Source organism: Paenibacillus harenae (genome assembly GCF_030812415.1).
Classification (GTDB): Bacteria; Bacillota; Bacilli; order Paenibacillales; family Paenibacillaceae; genus Pristimantibacillus; species Pristimantibacillus harenae_A.
Genome location: NZ_JAUSST010000007.1, coordinates 107,816 through 123,406, shown reverse-complemented (window position 1 = coordinate 123,406; position 15,591 = coordinate 107,816). Strand labels below are relative to the sequence as shown.

The 15,591-nt window shown below is 53.7% G+C and carries 11 protein-coding genes; 7 read left to right on the top strand and 4 right to left on the bottom strand.

Annotation, left to right across the window (positions count from 1 at the left end; all coding sequences use genetic code 11):
• The first annotated feature begins 141 nt into the window (after positions 1-141).
• Positions 142-1,314, top strand: a complete 1,173-nt coding sequence (locus J2T14_RS24415; protein WP_307475058.1) for an MFS transporter — start codon at positions 142-144, stop codon at positions 1,312-1,314.
• Between the two features lie 51 nt (positions 1,315-1,365).
• On the opposite strand, the gene J2T14_RS24410 is transcribed toward J2T14_RS24415, so the two are convergent.
• Both J2T14_RS24410 and J2T14_RS24405 read right to left on the bottom strand, forming a co-directional pair.
• Positions 1,366-2,355, bottom strand: a complete 990-nt coding sequence (locus J2T14_RS24410) for a lipoate--protein ligase (RefSeq protein WP_307475056.1) — start codon at positions 2,353-2,355, stop codon at positions 1,366-1,368.
• Between the two features lie 60 nt (positions 2,356-2,415).
• The gene (locus J2T14_RS24405; RefSeq protein ID WP_307475054.1) at positions 2,416-5,793 is read right to left on the bottom strand and encodes a DEAD/DEAH box helicase; all 3,378 of its coding nucleotides are present in this window, start codon (positions 5,791-5,793) and stop codon (positions 2,416-2,418) included.
• A gap of 179 nt (positions 5,794-5,972) precedes the next feature.
• On the opposite strand from J2T14_RS24405, the gene J2T14_RS24400 reads away from it, so the two are divergent.
• From J2T14_RS24400 to J2T14_RS24390, 3 genes are all read left to right on the top strand, one after another.
• Entirely contained in the window at positions 5,973-6,953 is a 981-nt protein-coding gene (locus J2T14_RS24400) for an aldo/keto reductase (protein ID WP_307475052.1), read from the top strand.
• 95 nt (positions 6,954-7,048) lie between these two features.
• Positions 7,049-7,606 carry an NUDIX domain-containing protein gene (locus J2T14_RS24395; protein ID WP_307205197.1) on the top strand — a complete coding sequence of 186 codons (558 nt, stop codon included), beginning with the start codon at positions 7,049-7,051 and terminating at the stop codon, positions 7,604-7,606.
• 221 nt (positions 7,607-7,827) lie between these two features.
• Positions 7,828-8,559, top strand: coding sequence for a DNA-binding response regulator (locus J2T14_RS24390; RefSeq protein WP_307475049.1), 732 nt, complete (start codon positions 7,828-7,830; stop codon positions 8,557-8,559).
• Positions 8,560-9,337: 778 nt separating this feature from the next.
• On the opposite strand, the gene J2T14_RS24385 is transcribed toward J2T14_RS24390, so the two are convergent.
• Positions 9,338-10,723, bottom strand: a complete 1,386-nt coding sequence (locus J2T14_RS24385) for a YheC/YheD family endospore coat-associated protein (protein ID WP_307475047.1) — start codon at positions 10,721-10,723, stop codon at positions 9,338-9,340.
• Positions 10,724-10,855: 132 nt separating this feature from the next.
• Entirely contained in the window at positions 10,856-11,608 is a 753-nt protein-coding gene (locus tag J2T14_RS24380) for a YheC/YheD family protein (RefSeq protein ID WP_307475045.1), read from the bottom strand.
• Between the two features lie 207 nt (positions 11,609-11,815).
• Here J2T14_RS24380 and J2T14_RS24375 point away from each other — a divergent pair, with 207 nt between their 5' ends.
• From J2T14_RS24375 to J2T14_RS24365, 3 genes are all read left to right on the top strand, one after another.
• The gene (locus J2T14_RS24375) at positions 11,816-12,856 is read left to right on the top strand and encodes a YheC/YheD family endospore coat-associated protein (RefSeq protein WP_307475043.1); all 1,041 of its coding nucleotides are present in this window, start codon (positions 11,816-11,818) and stop codon (positions 12,854-12,856) included.
• Positions 12,857-13,014: 158 nt separating this feature from the next.
• Complete coding sequence (locus J2T14_RS24370) at positions 13,015-14,271, top strand: C40 family peptidase (RefSeq protein WP_307475041.1); 1,257 nt, start codon at positions 13,015-13,017, stop codon at positions 14,269-14,271.
• A gap of 208 nt (positions 14,272-14,479) precedes the next feature.
• The gene (locus tag J2T14_RS24365) at positions 14,480-15,562 is read left to right on the top strand and encodes a CapA family protein (protein ID WP_307475038.1); all 1,083 of its coding nucleotides are present in this window, start codon (positions 14,480-14,482) and stop codon (positions 15,560-15,562) included.
• The last annotated feature ends 29 nt before the right edge of the window (positions 15,563-15,591 follow it).

Here is a 15,591-nt window from a genome sequence, read left to right as displayed (position 1 = left end):
AGTAGATCCATTTATCCGGACAATGTCCAAATATTTTGCCTTCTTACATTAATATCGTTACCTCATTATAATGACAATCAATCGAGTAAATGCAAGTGAAACATTCGATTATTTTGCAGAGATGGAAGGGTGGAGGAAGGAATGAATAAATTTCTTGTTTACGTAATCGCGTTAGGCGCGTTTCTGGTTGGAGCGGCGGAGCTTGTCGTATCCGGCGTTGTGAGTGCGATAGCTGGCGACTTGGGTGTCTCGTTAGCCTTGGCGGGGCAGCTGGTGACGGCCTTCTCGCTATCATTCGCGATTGGCACGCCGTTCCTCATTGCTTTGACATCGCGTTGGACCCGCAAAAAAGTGTTGGCGGGGGCTATAGCCGTATATATCATCGGCAGTCTCGTTGCGGTCGCAAGCTTCAATTACGAGACGCTTATCGTGTCGCGAATTATTCTTGGAGCCAGCGCCGGCGTGTACACCGTCGTCGCCATTAGCTCGGCTGCAAAGCTTGTTTCTCCGAACCGGATCGGTGCCGCGATTGGGACGATTGCTTTCGGCTTCAGCGCTGCGATGGCGCTTGGCGTCCCTCTTGGCGTCGCCATTGCCGATTGGTGGGGATGGAGGGCGATCTTCCTTGTACTAGGGGCTCTTAGCCTGGTCATTCTATTCATCTTGCTCCGCTTGCTGCCGCAAATCGAAGGGGATGCGCAAGCATCATTCCGATCGCAGCTAACCGTGTTGAGTAACCCAGCAATCAGCAGCGGTCTTCTCATTTCGCTTATGGCATGCGTAAGCAATGCGGTGCTGTTAACGTACATTGCACCGTTCCTGACCGATATACTTCATATGAACAACGTGGCGCTTGGCGGAATCATGCTGATGCTCGGCGTGTTCGGCGCATTGGGTTCGCGGATCGGGGGGTATGGAGCGGATAAATGGGGCGCTGGGCAAATGATCGTCGGCAGCTTGGTTCTTACTGCGCTTGCCCTTGCGTTCGTACCCGTCTTCACGATGGCGCCCATTGTCGTGCTCGTGCTGCTGGCGTTATGGATGAGCTCGGTCTTTATGACGGCACCGGCGCTTAATATGTACTTCATCCAGCAATCGCCCCGGTCTTCCAACTTTGTGCTCAGCATCAACCTGTCCATCATCCATCTGGGCATTTCTCTTGGCGCCGGAGCGGGAGGAGCGGCCGTCAATGCGATCGATACCGTCCTCTATCATCCTTGGTTCGCAAGCGGAGCGGCATTGCTCGGCTTAGCTGCTGCCGCGTTGTCGTTGTCGCTCAGGAGGAAGAGAAGCAGTCGCCCGGTTGCTCAGTAAATGGAAACAGCCCTGCTGCCGTAATAGGAGCAGGGCTGTTCTGTTGGTTCCTCAGAGGAGCTCGAGCCATTGCTCCTGCGTAACAGGTCCGAAGTAGTACGGCAGATCGATGCCGCTCACGAGCTCTTTCAGCGCAGCGGCATCGTAGCGCGTGCCGACGAGCCGCCGAGCGATTTCGCTGCTGTCGCCTCGCCCGAAGAAATCGCCGAAGATGACGGCGTCTACGATGACGCCTTCCTCGACTTGCAGTCGCACGTCGAACGTCCCTGCACCCTCGATTCGCTTCGTTTGGCGCATATTGAAGGCAGGCGAGCGCCCGTAGTTCCATTCCCAGCTGCGGTAACGCTCGTCCGCTAGTTTTTGCACATTCGCCCAGTCCTGCTCGGTCAGCTCGTAGAACGGGATTTCGCTCTGATCCTCGAAGATGGATGCCAGAATATGCTGGCGGAATTGCTCGATTGTGATCGGCTCGGACAGAAATTCCGTAATATTGGCTACGCGGCTTCGGATGGATTTTGTCGATTTCGACACATATTTCTCGGCATTCGCCTTAAGCGCGGAGACGACGTTCTCGATCTCCGAATCGAACAGCAGCGTGCCGTGGCTGAACATCTTGCCTTTGGTGGAAAACTGCGCGTTGCCCGATATTTTGCGCTCGCCGACCTGCAGGTCGTTGCGTCCCGTCATTTCGGCCTCGACGCCGAGTTTACGAAGCGCCCGGACGACCGGCTCGGTGAACTTCTTGAAGTTGTGGAACGACTGACCGTCATCCTTCATGATGAAGCTGAAGTTCAGGTTGCCGAGATCGTGATACACGGCGCCGCCGCCCGACAACCGCCGTACGACATGCAGCTTATTCGCTTCGACATACTCCGCGTTGACCTCTTCGACCGTATTTTGATTTTTGCCGATAATGATCGAGGGCTCGTTGATGTAAAACAGCAAATAGTCGTCGTTGTCGGGCAACGATCGAAGAATATATTCTTCCAAGGCCAAATTGAGCGTTGGATCGGTGATGTTGTTATTGCTTATGAAACGCATAGGTCTTTCTCCTCCGGTATATAAGGTTACAACGCATTATACTCCGATGCGGCACGTCGTTCAAACGGCAGGGCCCTCCAGCATAAGCAGTTCGCGCACATCCTGCTCGGTCAGAGAGGTAAGCTCTTTCTCTCCGCCGGGCTGCACGACTTCGTCGATGAGGTTCAGCTTGCGCTGCTGCAGGTCGACCATCTTGTCCTCGATCGTTCCTTGCGTGACGAGGCGAATGATCTGAACGACGTTGCGCTGCCCGATGCGATGCACGCGGTCGGCAGCCTGCTGCTCGACGGCGGGATTCCACCATAAGTCGTACAGCACGACGGTGTCTGCACCGGTTAGATTCAGACCGGTTCCGCCTGCCTTAAGGGACAGCAGGAACAGTTCCCGCTCACCGGCGTTGAACCGGCTGCACAGCTCGACGCGCTCGGCAGCGGGCGTGCTCCCGTCGAGATAGAAATGCGATACGCCTTGATCGGCAAGCTCGCGTGCGATGATGCCGAGCATCTGTGTGAATTGCGAGAAGATGAGCATTCGCTTGCCCGCGCTTCGGCATTCCTCGATAATCTCGAGCAACTGCTCCAGCTTGGCGGAGCTGCCTTGGTAGCCCTCGACGAACAATGCAGGATGATCGCAAAGCTGACGAAGTCTCGTAATGCCTGCCAAGATGCGAATCCGATGCTTGTTGAAGCTGTCTTTGTTCAGATGCTGTACGGTATCCTGCCGCAGCTCGGCCAAATAGGCGACGTACAGCTTCTTCTGTTCCGGCAGCAGCTCGGACGTCTGGATGGACTCGATCTTCTCCGGCAGCTCGCCAAGCACATCGCGCTTAAGGCGGCGCAGCAGGAACGGGCGGATGCGCCGCGCGATCGTCTCGCGCTGCAGCTCGCCGAATTGCCTGCGGCCAGGGAACAGCTGCGGGAAGACGACGTCGAAGATCGACCATAGCTCCTCTAAGCCGTTCTCGACCGGCGTTCCAGTAAGCGCGAAGCGATGTCGCGCCTGCAGCGCTTTGACGGCTTGCGCCGTCTGCGTCGCGTAGTTCTTGAACGCTTGCGCTTCATCCAGGATGAGCGTATGGAAAGTTTGGTCCGCATATTGCAGAATGTCTCTGCGCAGCAGCGGGTAGGACGTAATGATGACGTCGGCCCGCGCGGCGCTTGATGCATGGCTTACGATGTCGTTGCGCTCCTCCTTCGTGCCGTCGGCGATAACGACGCGAACCTCCGGGGCGAAGCGGTGAAGCTCGTTCCGCCAGTTGTAGATGAGCGAGGCGGGCGAGACGATAATTGCCGGCATCCCTTCGCTTCGTATTTCCGGGAGCATGGAGACGACGAAGGCGATGCTTTGAATAGTCTTGCCAAGGCCCATATCGTCGGCGAGGATGCCGCCGAATCGGTAGTGGGCGAGCGTCCGCATCCATTGGTAGCCGTACGCCTGATAATCGCGAAGGATGCCTGCAAGCGTAGGAGGAACGGTGAATTCAAGGTTGTCGGGATTGCGCAAGTTGTCCAGCAGCTGGCGAAGCGTCTTGCCGAGCTTGACCGTATCGCTTTGAGACTGCCGATCGGCAAGTCGAAGCCCGCGGACCGCCGGAATTCGCATGTACTGTCCGAGCAGCTCGTCGCTTACGAAGCCTAATTCATTAATAAGGCGGATGATTTCTTGGAACTGCTCGGTTTCGAGCGGCATAAGCGCGCCATTCGGCATGCGGTAATACCGGCGTTTCTCGCTGAGTGACTTCAGAATACCTTTAATTTCGCCTTCCGGAATGCCGTCGATGTTGAAGGTGAAGGCAAGCCAGTCCGTTCGCTCATCGACGTCTATCCGGACACGCGGCGGGGCATGCTCGGCGAATAGCCTGATCTTAACGGCGCCGGTGGCATGAATTTCGGCCAGCTTCTCGAGCTCCGGCACAATATGGTACAGAAACTCGTACTGGGCATCCTCGTCGTCTATGAAGTAGCCGCCTTCCGTTTTCCCGAAGCTGTCCTGCTCCATGAGCGACATAATGCGCCGTTCTTGCTCGCCGTCCCGCATAAGAATACGGTCTGAAGCGCGCTTCGTCGATTCGACGTTCAGCGGATTAATGATGTGGCGGCCATAATGAAATTCCATGCCGATCAGCAGGCGGTCTTTGATGCGGTCGAGATAAAGCTTGGCCCGCAGCGGCATTCGAATAATGCGTTTGGACACCGCTTCGGAGATATGGACGGTACCGAGCTTCATGAGGCCCGGGATAACCTTTTCCATAAAAGGCTCGATCTGCGCGGATGCAATGGTCAACTGCTGCTTGTCCGCTTGTTCGAGCATTTGCTTTAGCTCGGCTAATCGGTGGCATTGTTCGCTCGCCGTCTTCAGCAGCTTGCCCTGGGATAGGACGATTCCGTAGTCTTCCATAACAGCTAGCTGCTCGAGTCCTTGAACCTCAAGCAGGCAGCTGTCGGCGGTAGTGGTTTCAGCCTGATCGAAGCGGAATTGCAGCGGGATCGCCTCGTCCGTGACGGTTACGCCTGCATAGAGGCGTCCGTCTTGCTCGATTGTTGCTGCGGGGGCTTGACCGAGAGCGTGCAGCAGCTCTTCCCATGAGGCCGGAGGAATGAGCAGCATGCGGTCTCCGCCAGCGGTTCTGTTACCGCCGGACAAACCTAGCGCGCTCTCCCGGATCAATGATTCGTTGCGGTAAATGCGTATGAGCCGCTGCAGGACCGCATCGTCTTCTTGGCGGAAGCAGTGAATGGCGGGATCGTAAATAAAATGCTTCGAGAACGGGTATGGCTTTCTCCGGTCCACGCAATTGAGAAAATCTCTAATCCGCTGCACGATATAGGGACGCTTCGGTCCGGCCTTCAGCTCGATGCCGAACATCAGCTTGCGATTGCCGTAAGCATGCAGCTTAATCGTGAATTCGGCCTCAAGCTGCATCCTGGAGTCGAAGAGTGCGCCTGCGCCCGTCGGTCTGGCCGGCCTGTCGCCGAATAGGCCAAGCAAGCCGGTTACGAGCCGGTTGTCGTCTTCGGCGGCGCGGATCTGCTGTTGCTTGTAACGCTGGGAGGATCGGCTTTCCGAGCGGTCTGTGAACGTTGGCTGCTGCTTGTCCTGGGTGTCGAGATTATAGGAATAGGAATGAACGGGCGAATCTTCCCCGAATTGCTGCTCGTGGATATGCAGCAGCACGCCCGCGACATGCTTGCACAGTTTGTCGGACGAATAGAAGGCAAGACAGGTGCATTCCGCGTCAACGTCGCCGTTGCCGTCTATGTTGACGGTTATTTCATAACGGTTGTTGCCGGAGACAACAGCCTCGTAGAGGTGAACGGAAGCGGTGGCGTCTTCCGAGGTTAGCGCCACTTTTCCTTCCTGCTGGAGCGCTTCGCCTCTGGCAAAGGAAGTCTCGCCGCATAACAATTTGATGATGCGTTTCGTAAGTCGAAAACTCATAACCGGTTCATTCCTTTTTATTTGAAAATACGAATCGGATATCTGATAGGGAAAAGAGTATATCCGTTATTTTAACACATCATAGGGAGGACTTCTTTATAGGGGGATGCAAGTATGGCATCGGCGGCCGTTTGCAGTATAATTAAGTTATTTCGTAGGCGGAAGGAGTGTTATGGGATATGCAATATCGTAGATTGGGCAACAGCGGATTGAAGGTTTCCGCGCTTGGACTTGGCACGAACGCGTTCGGCAAGCGAGCGGATGACGATGCGTCGAAGCGGATCATCGACCTGGCGATAGAGCGGGGCATTAATTTTATCGACACGGCGAATATATATGCGGGCACGGAATCGGAGCGAATCATCGGAGAAGCGCTTGCAGGGAAGCGTCAACAGGTTGTACTCGCAACGAAGGCCGGTCTCGTCCGCGGACCGGGCGACAATGAGCGCGGATCCTCGCGGTACCACTTGCAGACAGAATTGGAACAGAGCTTGAAGCGGCTCAAAACGGATTATATCGACCTCTACCAAATCCATACGTTCGATCCGGACACGCCGCTTGAGGAAACGTTGCGGACTCTCGAGGACATGATTCGGTCGGGCAAGGTTCGTTATATCGGCGCATCCAACTATTATGCGTGGGAGCTGATGAAGGCGCTTGGCATCAGCGACCGGCTCGGACTGAATCGGTTCGTCTCGACGCAAACGAGCTATTCGCTTGCCGATCGAACGCCCGAGAAGGAGCTTATTCCGATGTGTCTGGATCAAGGCGTCGGCATTATTCCTTATTTTCCGCTTGCGGGGGGCATATTGACGGGGAAATACAGCGCTGCGGTTCGAGCGCCCGAAGGCTCGCGCGCTTCGGCCGATCCGAGTTTCGGCCGGTTCATTACGGAGCAGACGCTTGCGCTGAGCGATCGGGTTGTCGCGCTGAGCGAGAAGGCGGGAATGAGCCCCGGCGTGATGTCGCTCGCTTGGCTTATGGGGCGGCCGGCTGTCTCGACGGTTATCGTAGGGGCAACTGGGGAGCAACAGCTGGAAGATAATCTGAAGAGCGCCGAGATTTCGTTGGATGCCGCAGTTGCTGAGGAGCTGGATGAGATTAGCAATCCGTTCCGCTATGGCAAGCCGCTGGCTGTCTATCGATTGCCTCGAAAGTAAGAATGGGTATCGAGGGCGATCGAAGAGCGTGGAGTGCGGAGTGACGAGTTCCTAGTTCCGAGTAGATGAGTTACATTAGATCAGGGGTGACAGAGGTGGAAGTGAATTTTTGCATCACATGCGGCAGCAAGATGGAGTCGCGCGACGTCGATGGGACGGTTAGAAAAGCCTGCACATCCTGCAGCTATGTCCACTGGGGGAATTACAGCATCGGGGTAGGCGCGCTCGTCATGAAGGAGGACAAGCTCCTGCTCGTTCGCAGGGCGCAAGAGCCCGGCAAAGGCTACTGGACGAATCCGGGCGGGTATATCGAGCAGTTGGAGCCGATTGAAGAGACGATTCGCAGAGAGGTGCAGGAGGAATGCGGCGTAGAAGCCGTCGTCAAAAGCATCGTGGCGCTTCGCGATCAGCCGAGAGGCATACATAATATTTATATCGCATTCGATATGGATTACGCGAGCGGCGAACCGACGCCTGACGGCGTGGAGGTCGATGCGGCGGGCTTCTTCTCCTTGGAGGAGATGGAGGCGATGAACGTGGCAGGCTTCACCCGCTGGCTCGTGGACGTCGCCTATGGCGCCCGCTCGGAGGGCTTGCTACAGGACGCGAACCCGGTCGTACCGTTGAACGGGTATGGGTTGTTCCGGGCTTAGTAAGATGGATGGGCATATGCTTTTGCATTGTTTTGCGTCGTTGCAAGTTAGTTAGCAGCATGACTAATGACTAACATTGATGAATGATTTATAATGATAAAAAATGGCATGATCGATTTTTATGAAAGTAACATTTGGTGAAGCACACCGTTCATCCTTGGACAATTACGTCCGGGAGAACGGTGTTTTTTTATTTTAATGCTAAAAGGGGAGTAATGGGGATGATGGCGTCTATCGAGCGCGAGCAGCAGTTGAGGGGGAAGGGGAGCGAGGTAGATCAGGCTTACGGAAAGTGGATCGCGTCGCATATGGAGAAGCGGGACATGGCAAGCGAGCGCAGACGCAGGTTAGTTGAGCGTAACGATCATGGCGAGCATTCTTTCGTTCGTAACGTTTGGTGGCCGGTCGTAGGAAGCCTTGATGATCTGCATCCTGAGTACGAGGTAAACGATTATCGCGACGGCAGCCGTTTTCTTGATTTTGCGTATATTCGAGGGGGACAGCGCATCTCCATTGAAATCGACGGTTATGGGGGACACCATCGAAACGCATCGCGACGAACGTTCGGGGACGATCGCTTTAGGCAGAACCAGCTCATGTTGGACGATTGGAAGGTAATTCGATTCTCTTACGACGACGTTGTCGATAAACCAAGGCAATGCCAGCAATTCATTCAGCAGATGCTGGGTAAGTTCTACGGCGTAGGGAGACGGCAGGTAGCCGATCTCGAACTCCCGGCGATTTTGCGCGAATTGCTAAGATGGGCGCTTAAGCATGGGCAAGGGTTCGAGTTTAGTCCGAAGGAGGCGAGGGGGTTGCTGGGTAAGGACCGCACGACGATATATAAATATTTGGATCGTTTGAGAAGCCTCGAAATAATAGAGCCAGTTGCTGGTGGGCAACGAATTCGCTCCTACCGTCTTACGGATAAAGCGCTAAAGCTGTATCCGTAGCAACGGGCGGCGCTTGTAAACAGAATAGGATGGGAAATCCCTCCTATTCGCGCAAATATGAGTTACTGGAGGGAGGATAGGTGGAGAAATCCGACTTATTAAGGTGGGAGCGACGAAAGGAGGAGAGAAAGCGACGCTTGTAGACAGAATAGGATGGGAAATCCCGCCTATTCGCGCAAATATAGGTTACTGGAGGGAGGATAGGTGGAGAAAACCGACTTATTAAGGTGGGGGCGACGAAAGGAGGAGAGAAAGCGACGCTTGTAGACAGAATAGGATGGGAAATCCCGCCTATTCGCGCAAATATGAGTTACTGGAGGGAGGATAGGTGGAGAAATCCGACTTATTAAGGTGGGAGCGACGAAAGGAGGAGAGAAAGCGGCGCTTGTAGACAGAATAGGATGGGAAATCCCGCCTATTCGCGCAAATATGAGTTACTGGAGGGAGGATAGGTGGAGAAATCCGACTAATCAAGGTGGGAGCGACGAAAGGAGGAGAGAAAGCGGCGCTTGTAGACAGAATAGGATGGGAAATCCCGCCTATTCGCGCAAATATAGGTTACTGGAGGGAGAATAGGTGGAGAAAACCGACTTATGCCCGAGGGATTTTAGTTGAGACCGCCGTGTTGAGGCAGCGCAGCCGCCGCACAATGCCCGCCGCAACAGGTAAAGGGAGCAAGCCAACCAGCGGCATGCTCCCTTCACACCCTTCCTCGCTTTCCCGCTTTCCTCGCTTCCCAAGCTTCCCAAGCTTCCCAAGCTTCCCAAGCCTTCAAAGCCTACCCATTAAAGCCCGAGGCGAAGTAGGCGTATTGAACGAACTTCTTCACCGATGGGCGGGCTTTGCCGCTTTGGTCGAGCGGCGAGGAGTCCTCCTTGGACGGCTTGGCGTTGACCTCGATCAGCCATACTCGCCCCTGCGTGTCGATCGCCAGATCGATTCCCAGCTCGGCGAAGTGGCCGGGGATCTGGGAATCGATCCCTTTGGCGATCAGCAGCGAGACGCGCCGCAGCTTCGACAAGCCGCCCGCCGCCGCGGACGAGCCCGTGCGCGCAAGCGCGGCTTTGACGGTGCTGATCGTCCCGCCCCGCGCCACGTTCGAGACGAACTGGTTATTTTCCGCGATCCGCGCCACGATTGACGTAATCGTCCATTGCCCGGTCTCGCCCCGCTGGACGAGCGCCCGGAAGTCGATCGGTCTGCCGTTCACCGACAGCAGCTTCAGTCCGCGTTGGATCTGGTGCTGGCTCCTCTTCAGCTTGGCAGCGATCGAACCGTAGAGCTTATCCAGCGTGGAGAAGGTTTGTGCGCGAATGCCGGTCACATTGTTCACATGGCTCGTATAACCCTGCTCAGGCCCGCCTCCCCGATACACCTTCACGATGCCTTTGCCTAGACTGCCGTTGATCGGCTTAATGAAGACGACCTCGTACTTGCTGCACATCGTCTTCAGCATCTTGGAGCCTCGCAACGGATACGACTCCGGCAAATATGGCTTCAGTGAAGCCTCCTTCTTAAGCGCCTCGAATACTTCCGTCTTATTCAAATATTTTTCATTGAAAAACACGGCGTTATGCCGTTTTTTCGCATAGCGAACGAATTGCTGCACGCCCGGCAGCCTCTCCTTCCTGCGGGACGTGATGCGATTATAAATGATATGGGGTACGGGAAAGCGTCCACGCACCCAACTGTCCGTATAGTGCCACCCCTTGATCGAATCGCTCTGGCTCATGACATCCTCCTTCGTGAAAAAGAAGATGGACGCGCCATAGCTTTTGCACAGCTCGGATAGCTCATAGCAAAAAGACGTATTAGTGCCGAATGGCATCTCGGACGAATTTCGGTTAACGCGGCTTACGATAACCCCGATGAGCGGGCCAAGCTGTATGGTTTTGGTAGAGTTTTTATAAACAAAGCTTAATAACTGTTCGTGCTTGGCACCCCACTTGGCGGCAAGTTTCGCATCGATTTGCAAGAAGCTGCCCTCGGTTGACGGTTCAACCGTAATCTCTTGCCTGGCGGAGCCAAACGATAGAGTTAGAGGCGTACGATAGGGGATGTTCCATCTCTTGGCGTGTTCTTCGCTGAGCAGCAGCGAGGGACTGCTTGCGCTTGCACCAGGCTCATCCTGATTGATGCGCAGCGTTACCTTTGTACTATTCATGAATACTCCTTCCCAGCACCGACTTGTTCAATCGATTTCACTGCATGCAAGCGTCAATAGCCTCCAACACGGAACGTCAATTGGAACGTTCTCCGAACTGGATTCTATAAGGCAAGCAGCAAGCAGGCGCTGTTAGGCGGATGTAGATCGGATAGCGCGAACGGAGGCCGCGATCTGACCGAACAAACGCGGGTTTGAATGATAGCGGAATAGCTGGTACTGCGGCTTCGTATTGGCTTCTACCAGCCAAATCTTCCGGTCCGTATCGATAGCGATATCAAGACCAAGCTCAGCAATTTTTGGAAAATGCTCCTTCATTGCCGCTGCGATCTTAAGCGATATCTCTTTGATTCGTTTATACCATTCCTGGCCGTCTTCCTTCGTAACGCCTAGCGCAGTATACAGCCTTATCGCTTTGCCGCCGTTGCTGTGGTTCGTTACGAATCGATTCGGTGCGGCAACCTTTCCCATTATGCCGAAGAACCGCCAGTCCCCATCCGGCTTCAGATGAAGCAGGGCGCGAAAGTCGATCGGGTTGCCTTTTATCTGGATCAGGTCGATGCCTTGCTGAACGATATATCGCTTATCTTTGATCAGTTGCTTCAGCTTTAGAGCGGCGTGCTTCTTACTCCGGTACTTATGTGTGCAGGATGCCGTTCGGATAATATAGTCGTCTTTCTCATGCGTAACCTTCATAACGCCCTGCCCTTTCATTCCAAGATCCGGCTTGAGGAAGAGGACAGTGTATTTATCGATCATTTCAATAAAGTTTTTCGGCGTGAACAGCATCGTGTCGGGCAAATATTCCCTGAGCAGCGGATCACTCCAAAGCGACACATGCTTCAGCCACTTTCTTCCGGGATACCTGATCTGTTTGGCTATCATGGCGAATTCTCCTCCGTGCTTCTGTAAAAGCGACTGTATGCCTTGCAATAGGCTCCGATCGACGTCATTCATGTTATTCGAATGGAGGCCAAATCGTACCTGTCCCCTGCCGCATTCGTGAAATGGGTGATAGCCTAAGGCCCGCCCCCACGCGATTGTCATAGGATAATGCGGAAGAGTAGATCCAGACAGGAGAGCGAATTCATTATGACAAAAATATTGGGGATCATGACGCACCGCGTCTCCCGCCCGCAAGCGTTTAACCGCCAAGCCAAGTCCGCGATTGCCGAGAAGTTCGACGGTTTGCTCGTATACACGCCGAAGGATGTCAGTATCAAGCGACGCGCCATAAGCGGCAGCTTGTACCGGAACGGGAGCTGGGCGAGGGCGACGGTACCTTTTCCGAAAATGAATCTCGACATCGGCTTCTATACCCCTGCGGATATGCACAGAGCGACGATCGTAAAGAAGAGCAGCCGGCTGCCGTTCACAGCCTACGGTCTCGGCAACAAATGCCGGATTCAGAGCCATCTGGTGCAGTCCGCCTACTTGAAGCCATATTTGCTGCCGACAGAGCAGGTGAAATCGGCGGAAGCGTTCATTGCATTTCTGAAAAAGCATGAAAGCGTCATGCTGAAGCCGATCAATGGATGGGGAGGCAGAGGCATTATACGTGTTACGCTTCATAAGGAGCATTTCACCGTACAACGGGACGGCAAGAAAAATCAGCAGTTGCCGCGAAGCGGGCTTGGAGGTTATATTCGAGGCGTGCTGGGGACCGGCAGGCACTTGATGCAGAAGTGGATCGATATCCGGGGCAGCAGGGGCGGGGTATTCGATATTCGCGCGCTTGTGCAGAAAAACGGGAACGGGCAGTGGCAGACGTCAGGAATGGCTGTTCGCGAGGGTAAGCGCGGCAAGATTACTTCGAACATTAAAAGTGGCGGCAACGCCTTTGGCGTGGTCCAGTATCTGACAAAGGAATTCGGCGCTGAAAAGGGCGAAAAGCTTACAGAAATGGTTGCGGAGGTAGCGGAGTACATCCCTTCATTTCTGGAAAAATCGTACAAATCCAGACTGTCAGAATTAGGGATCGACCTCGCGGTCGATACGAGCGGCAAGCTGTGGCTGATCGAGGTCAACATAAAGCCCGGAAAGACGATCATGAAGCGGGTTTACGGGCACAAAGCATGGGAGCAAAGCCTTCATATCGGCTTTCAATATGCGCGACAATTATTAGAAAAATAAGAAAAATATCGCCCGATATCGCTTTCATTAGGAGATGTCGGGCGATCTACATATGGAATAGGCTGACAGAAAAACGGCAACTGGTTAGATATACCAGCGAAATGGGGCAGCAAATCTTGCTATTATAGGGGTATATCTCAGGCTAAGGAGCTGATAGGATGAAGAAGAAGATTATCGTATTATCACTGGCATTATCTCTTAGCGCGACGGGCGTTGCTTTCGGGGCTGCAAGCTCGACGAAGGCGGATGCGATCGCCAAATACAATAAGTATATTAACGCAGACAGCTATGTAAAGGATGAATTGTATAACGTGGCGGATTTCCGCGCCAAATACGCAGGTCAATCCGGCACTTTGGCATACAAAGTCGTAGAGCGAGCAATATGGTATATGGAGCATGGTTATTTAGTATACGGTCATGGCAGCAAAGCGTACGGCAAATACGGCTATGAGGATTGCTCGGGTTTCACGAGTCTCGTATACGGCGACTTCGGCTATAGCCTCACCGAAACGTCTAGAAACTATGACAGCGTCGGCACCAAAGTAACGGGCGTCGGCAAGAAGAAAGTGAATGGCAAATGGCAGCTTACCGGAATCGAGAACCTGCGCATCGGAGATCTTCTGACATGGCAAACAACGGATCACATTATGCATGTTGCGATCTATATGGGTACGAATCGCAACGGGCAACCTGTCGTTATCGGTACGCGTGGCGACGGCAATCCGACCGCGCTGGGTACTATAGACGGCTGGTCCTATTGGTGGGGAGAGAACTTCCATTCAGCAAGACGCGTTCTGCCTGACGCAGCCTTTACAGGCATGGCGGGCAAGACTGAACAGGCGCCGGTAATTCCAAAGTCCTACATACTTCCGCCCCAAAAATCGATCCCAAAGTGGGATAGCCCTATCGTACAACAACCTGACCCGACACCGCAACCGCCGGAAATTGTCAATCCAGGGGAAGAGCAGTCGGACAAGCAGTATGTGGCAACGAAGAAGGGCTGGGTTTCGCTGAAAGCATCAGCCAGCTCAAGCTCTTCGACGGTAGGGCGTTTGGAACTAGGACAGAAGGCTGAACTTGTGAAAAAGGTGAATAGCTACTGGTATCAAGTGAAGGTCGACGGGAAGCTGGTCTATATTACGACAAGCAGCACGTATACGCAGGTCATCGGAGGCTCGACAAGCGGCGGTTCGGCGCCGCAGGCGGAGAAGAAGGACTACGTGACGACTGTTAAAGGCTGGGTATCGCTGAAGGCGTCGGCAAGCTCGAGCTCGGCAACGGTCGGCCGTCTGGAACTGGGACAGAAGGCCGAACTTGTGAAGAAGGCGAACAGCTACTGGTACGAGGTTAAAGTAGACGGCAAGAGCGTCTATATTACGACAAGCTCGACTTATACGAAAGTAATCAACGAGTAACTCATTGATTAATAAGGAAGAGGAAGGGACGGAGTTCCGCATCGAGCGGAGCTTTTTTCCTTCCTCTATTTTATTTTGACGGACAAAACTTCATCTAGGCACATATCCATACGGAGTCATTCGCCTACTCATATAATGTGTTGTGTTGCGGTCTCGACCCCGAGGGGGACCGCTCACTCAGGTACAGGTTAGAGAACGGAGATGAATCATGAGCACGGACATTACGATTGCCGCGGTCGGCGATTTTCTAATCAAGACGAGAATTATTAATTCAGCGAAGGTATCGGGCGATAAAGGATATTCCTTCGATCCGATATTCGAACCTGTCGCTTCCCATTTGCGCAGCGCCGACTTTACGATCGGCAACCTGGAAACGAACTTCGGCGGACCGAAAGCAAGCGACTATTCCATCGTGAAGCGGCATCCGAAGACGAACTGGCCGATGTTCAACTGCCCTGATCCGTTCGCCGATACGCTCAAAAACCTTGGCTTCGATGTGCTTACGACGGCCAACAACCATTGCATGGATTGCGGCATCGGCGGCCTTAAGCGAACTTTGAACGTTTTGGACAAAGTAGGCATTGCCCATACGGGCACGTTTCGCTCGCATAGCGAGTCGCAGGAGTTGCTTATTCATGAGGTCAAAGGGATTAAGATCGGCGTTATCGCTTACACGAAGACGACAAACCAAATACCGGTTCCTTCCGATCATAAATGGGCCGTTAATCTCATCGACAATGCCAAGATCGTTGCCGATCTTAAGAAGCTAAGGGCTGCGGGCGCCGAGGTTATTATTGTATGCATGCACTTCGGGAAGGAATACGGGATGTATCCGAACGACCAGCAGAGAACGCTTATTCCGTTGTTATTCAAGAACGGAGCCGACATTATTCTAGGCGCTCATTCGCATGTTATTCAACCGGCGTTATTTTATGAATCACGAGATATATGGGGCACGAGCAAGCGCAGATTCGCGATCTATTCGCTGGGCAACTTCATTTCGACGAGGCTGTACTATAACGACCACACGCTGACCGGCCTTATTACGCGCATTCATGTTCGCAAGAACGACAATGGCAAGATCGAAATCAGGAACGTCGAGTTTACCCCGACCTGGACGCGCATTACCAAGAACGGAGCGAGAAGCAAGTTCCGGATACTGCCGATGGCCGAGACAATCAAGGCGCAAGCGGGAGGAAGCGGCGAGCTGAACCGCATGAGGAAGGTGCATGAGCATGTGAAGCGGCATTTGAAGAGAAGCACGGATGCTCCGGAGTTAAAGGTTATGTAGCAGCGCGGTTGAAAATAATAATACCCTAT

Bases quoted from the DNA above. Each gene is read 5' to 3' on its own strand.
- J2T14_RS24410 (WP_307475056.1), bottom strand. From the start codon at position 2,355: ATGCGTTTCATAAGCAATAACAACATCACCGATCCAACGCTCAATTTG.
- J2T14_RS24375 (WP_307475043.1), top strand. From the start codon at position 11,816: ATGACAAAAATATTGGGGATCATGACGCACCGCGTCTCCCGCCCGCAA.
- J2T14_RS24365 (WP_307475038.1), top strand. From the start codon at position 14,480: ATGAGCACGGACATTACGATTGCCGCGGTCGGCGATTTTCTAATCAAG.
- J2T14_RS24380 (WP_307475045.1), bottom strand. From the start codon at position 11,608: ATGATAGCCAAACAGATCAGGTATCCCGGAAGAAAGTGGCTGAAGCAT.
- J2T14_RS24415 (WP_307475058.1), top strand. From the start codon at position 142: ATGAATAAATTTCTTGTTTACGTAATCGCGTTAGGCGCGTTTCTGGTT.
- J2T14_RS24390 (WP_307475049.1), top strand. From the start codon at position 7,828: ATGATGGCGTCTATCGAGCGCGAGCAGCAGTTGAGGGGGAAGGGGAGC.
- J2T14_RS24370 (WP_307475041.1), top strand. From the start codon at position 13,015: ATGAAGAAGAAGATTATCGTATTATCACTGGCATTATCTCTTAGCGCG.
- J2T14_RS24385 (WP_307475047.1), bottom strand. From the start codon at position 10,723: ATGAATAGTACAAAGGTAACGCTGCGCATCAATCAGGATGAGCCTGGT.
- J2T14_RS24400 (WP_307475052.1), top strand. From the start codon at position 5,973: ATGCAATATCGTAGATTGGGCAACAGCGGATTGAAGGTTTCCGCGCTT.
- J2T14_RS24405 (WP_307475054.1), bottom strand. From the start codon at position 5,793: ATGAGTTTTCGACTTACGAAACGCATCATCAAATTGTTATGCGGCGAG.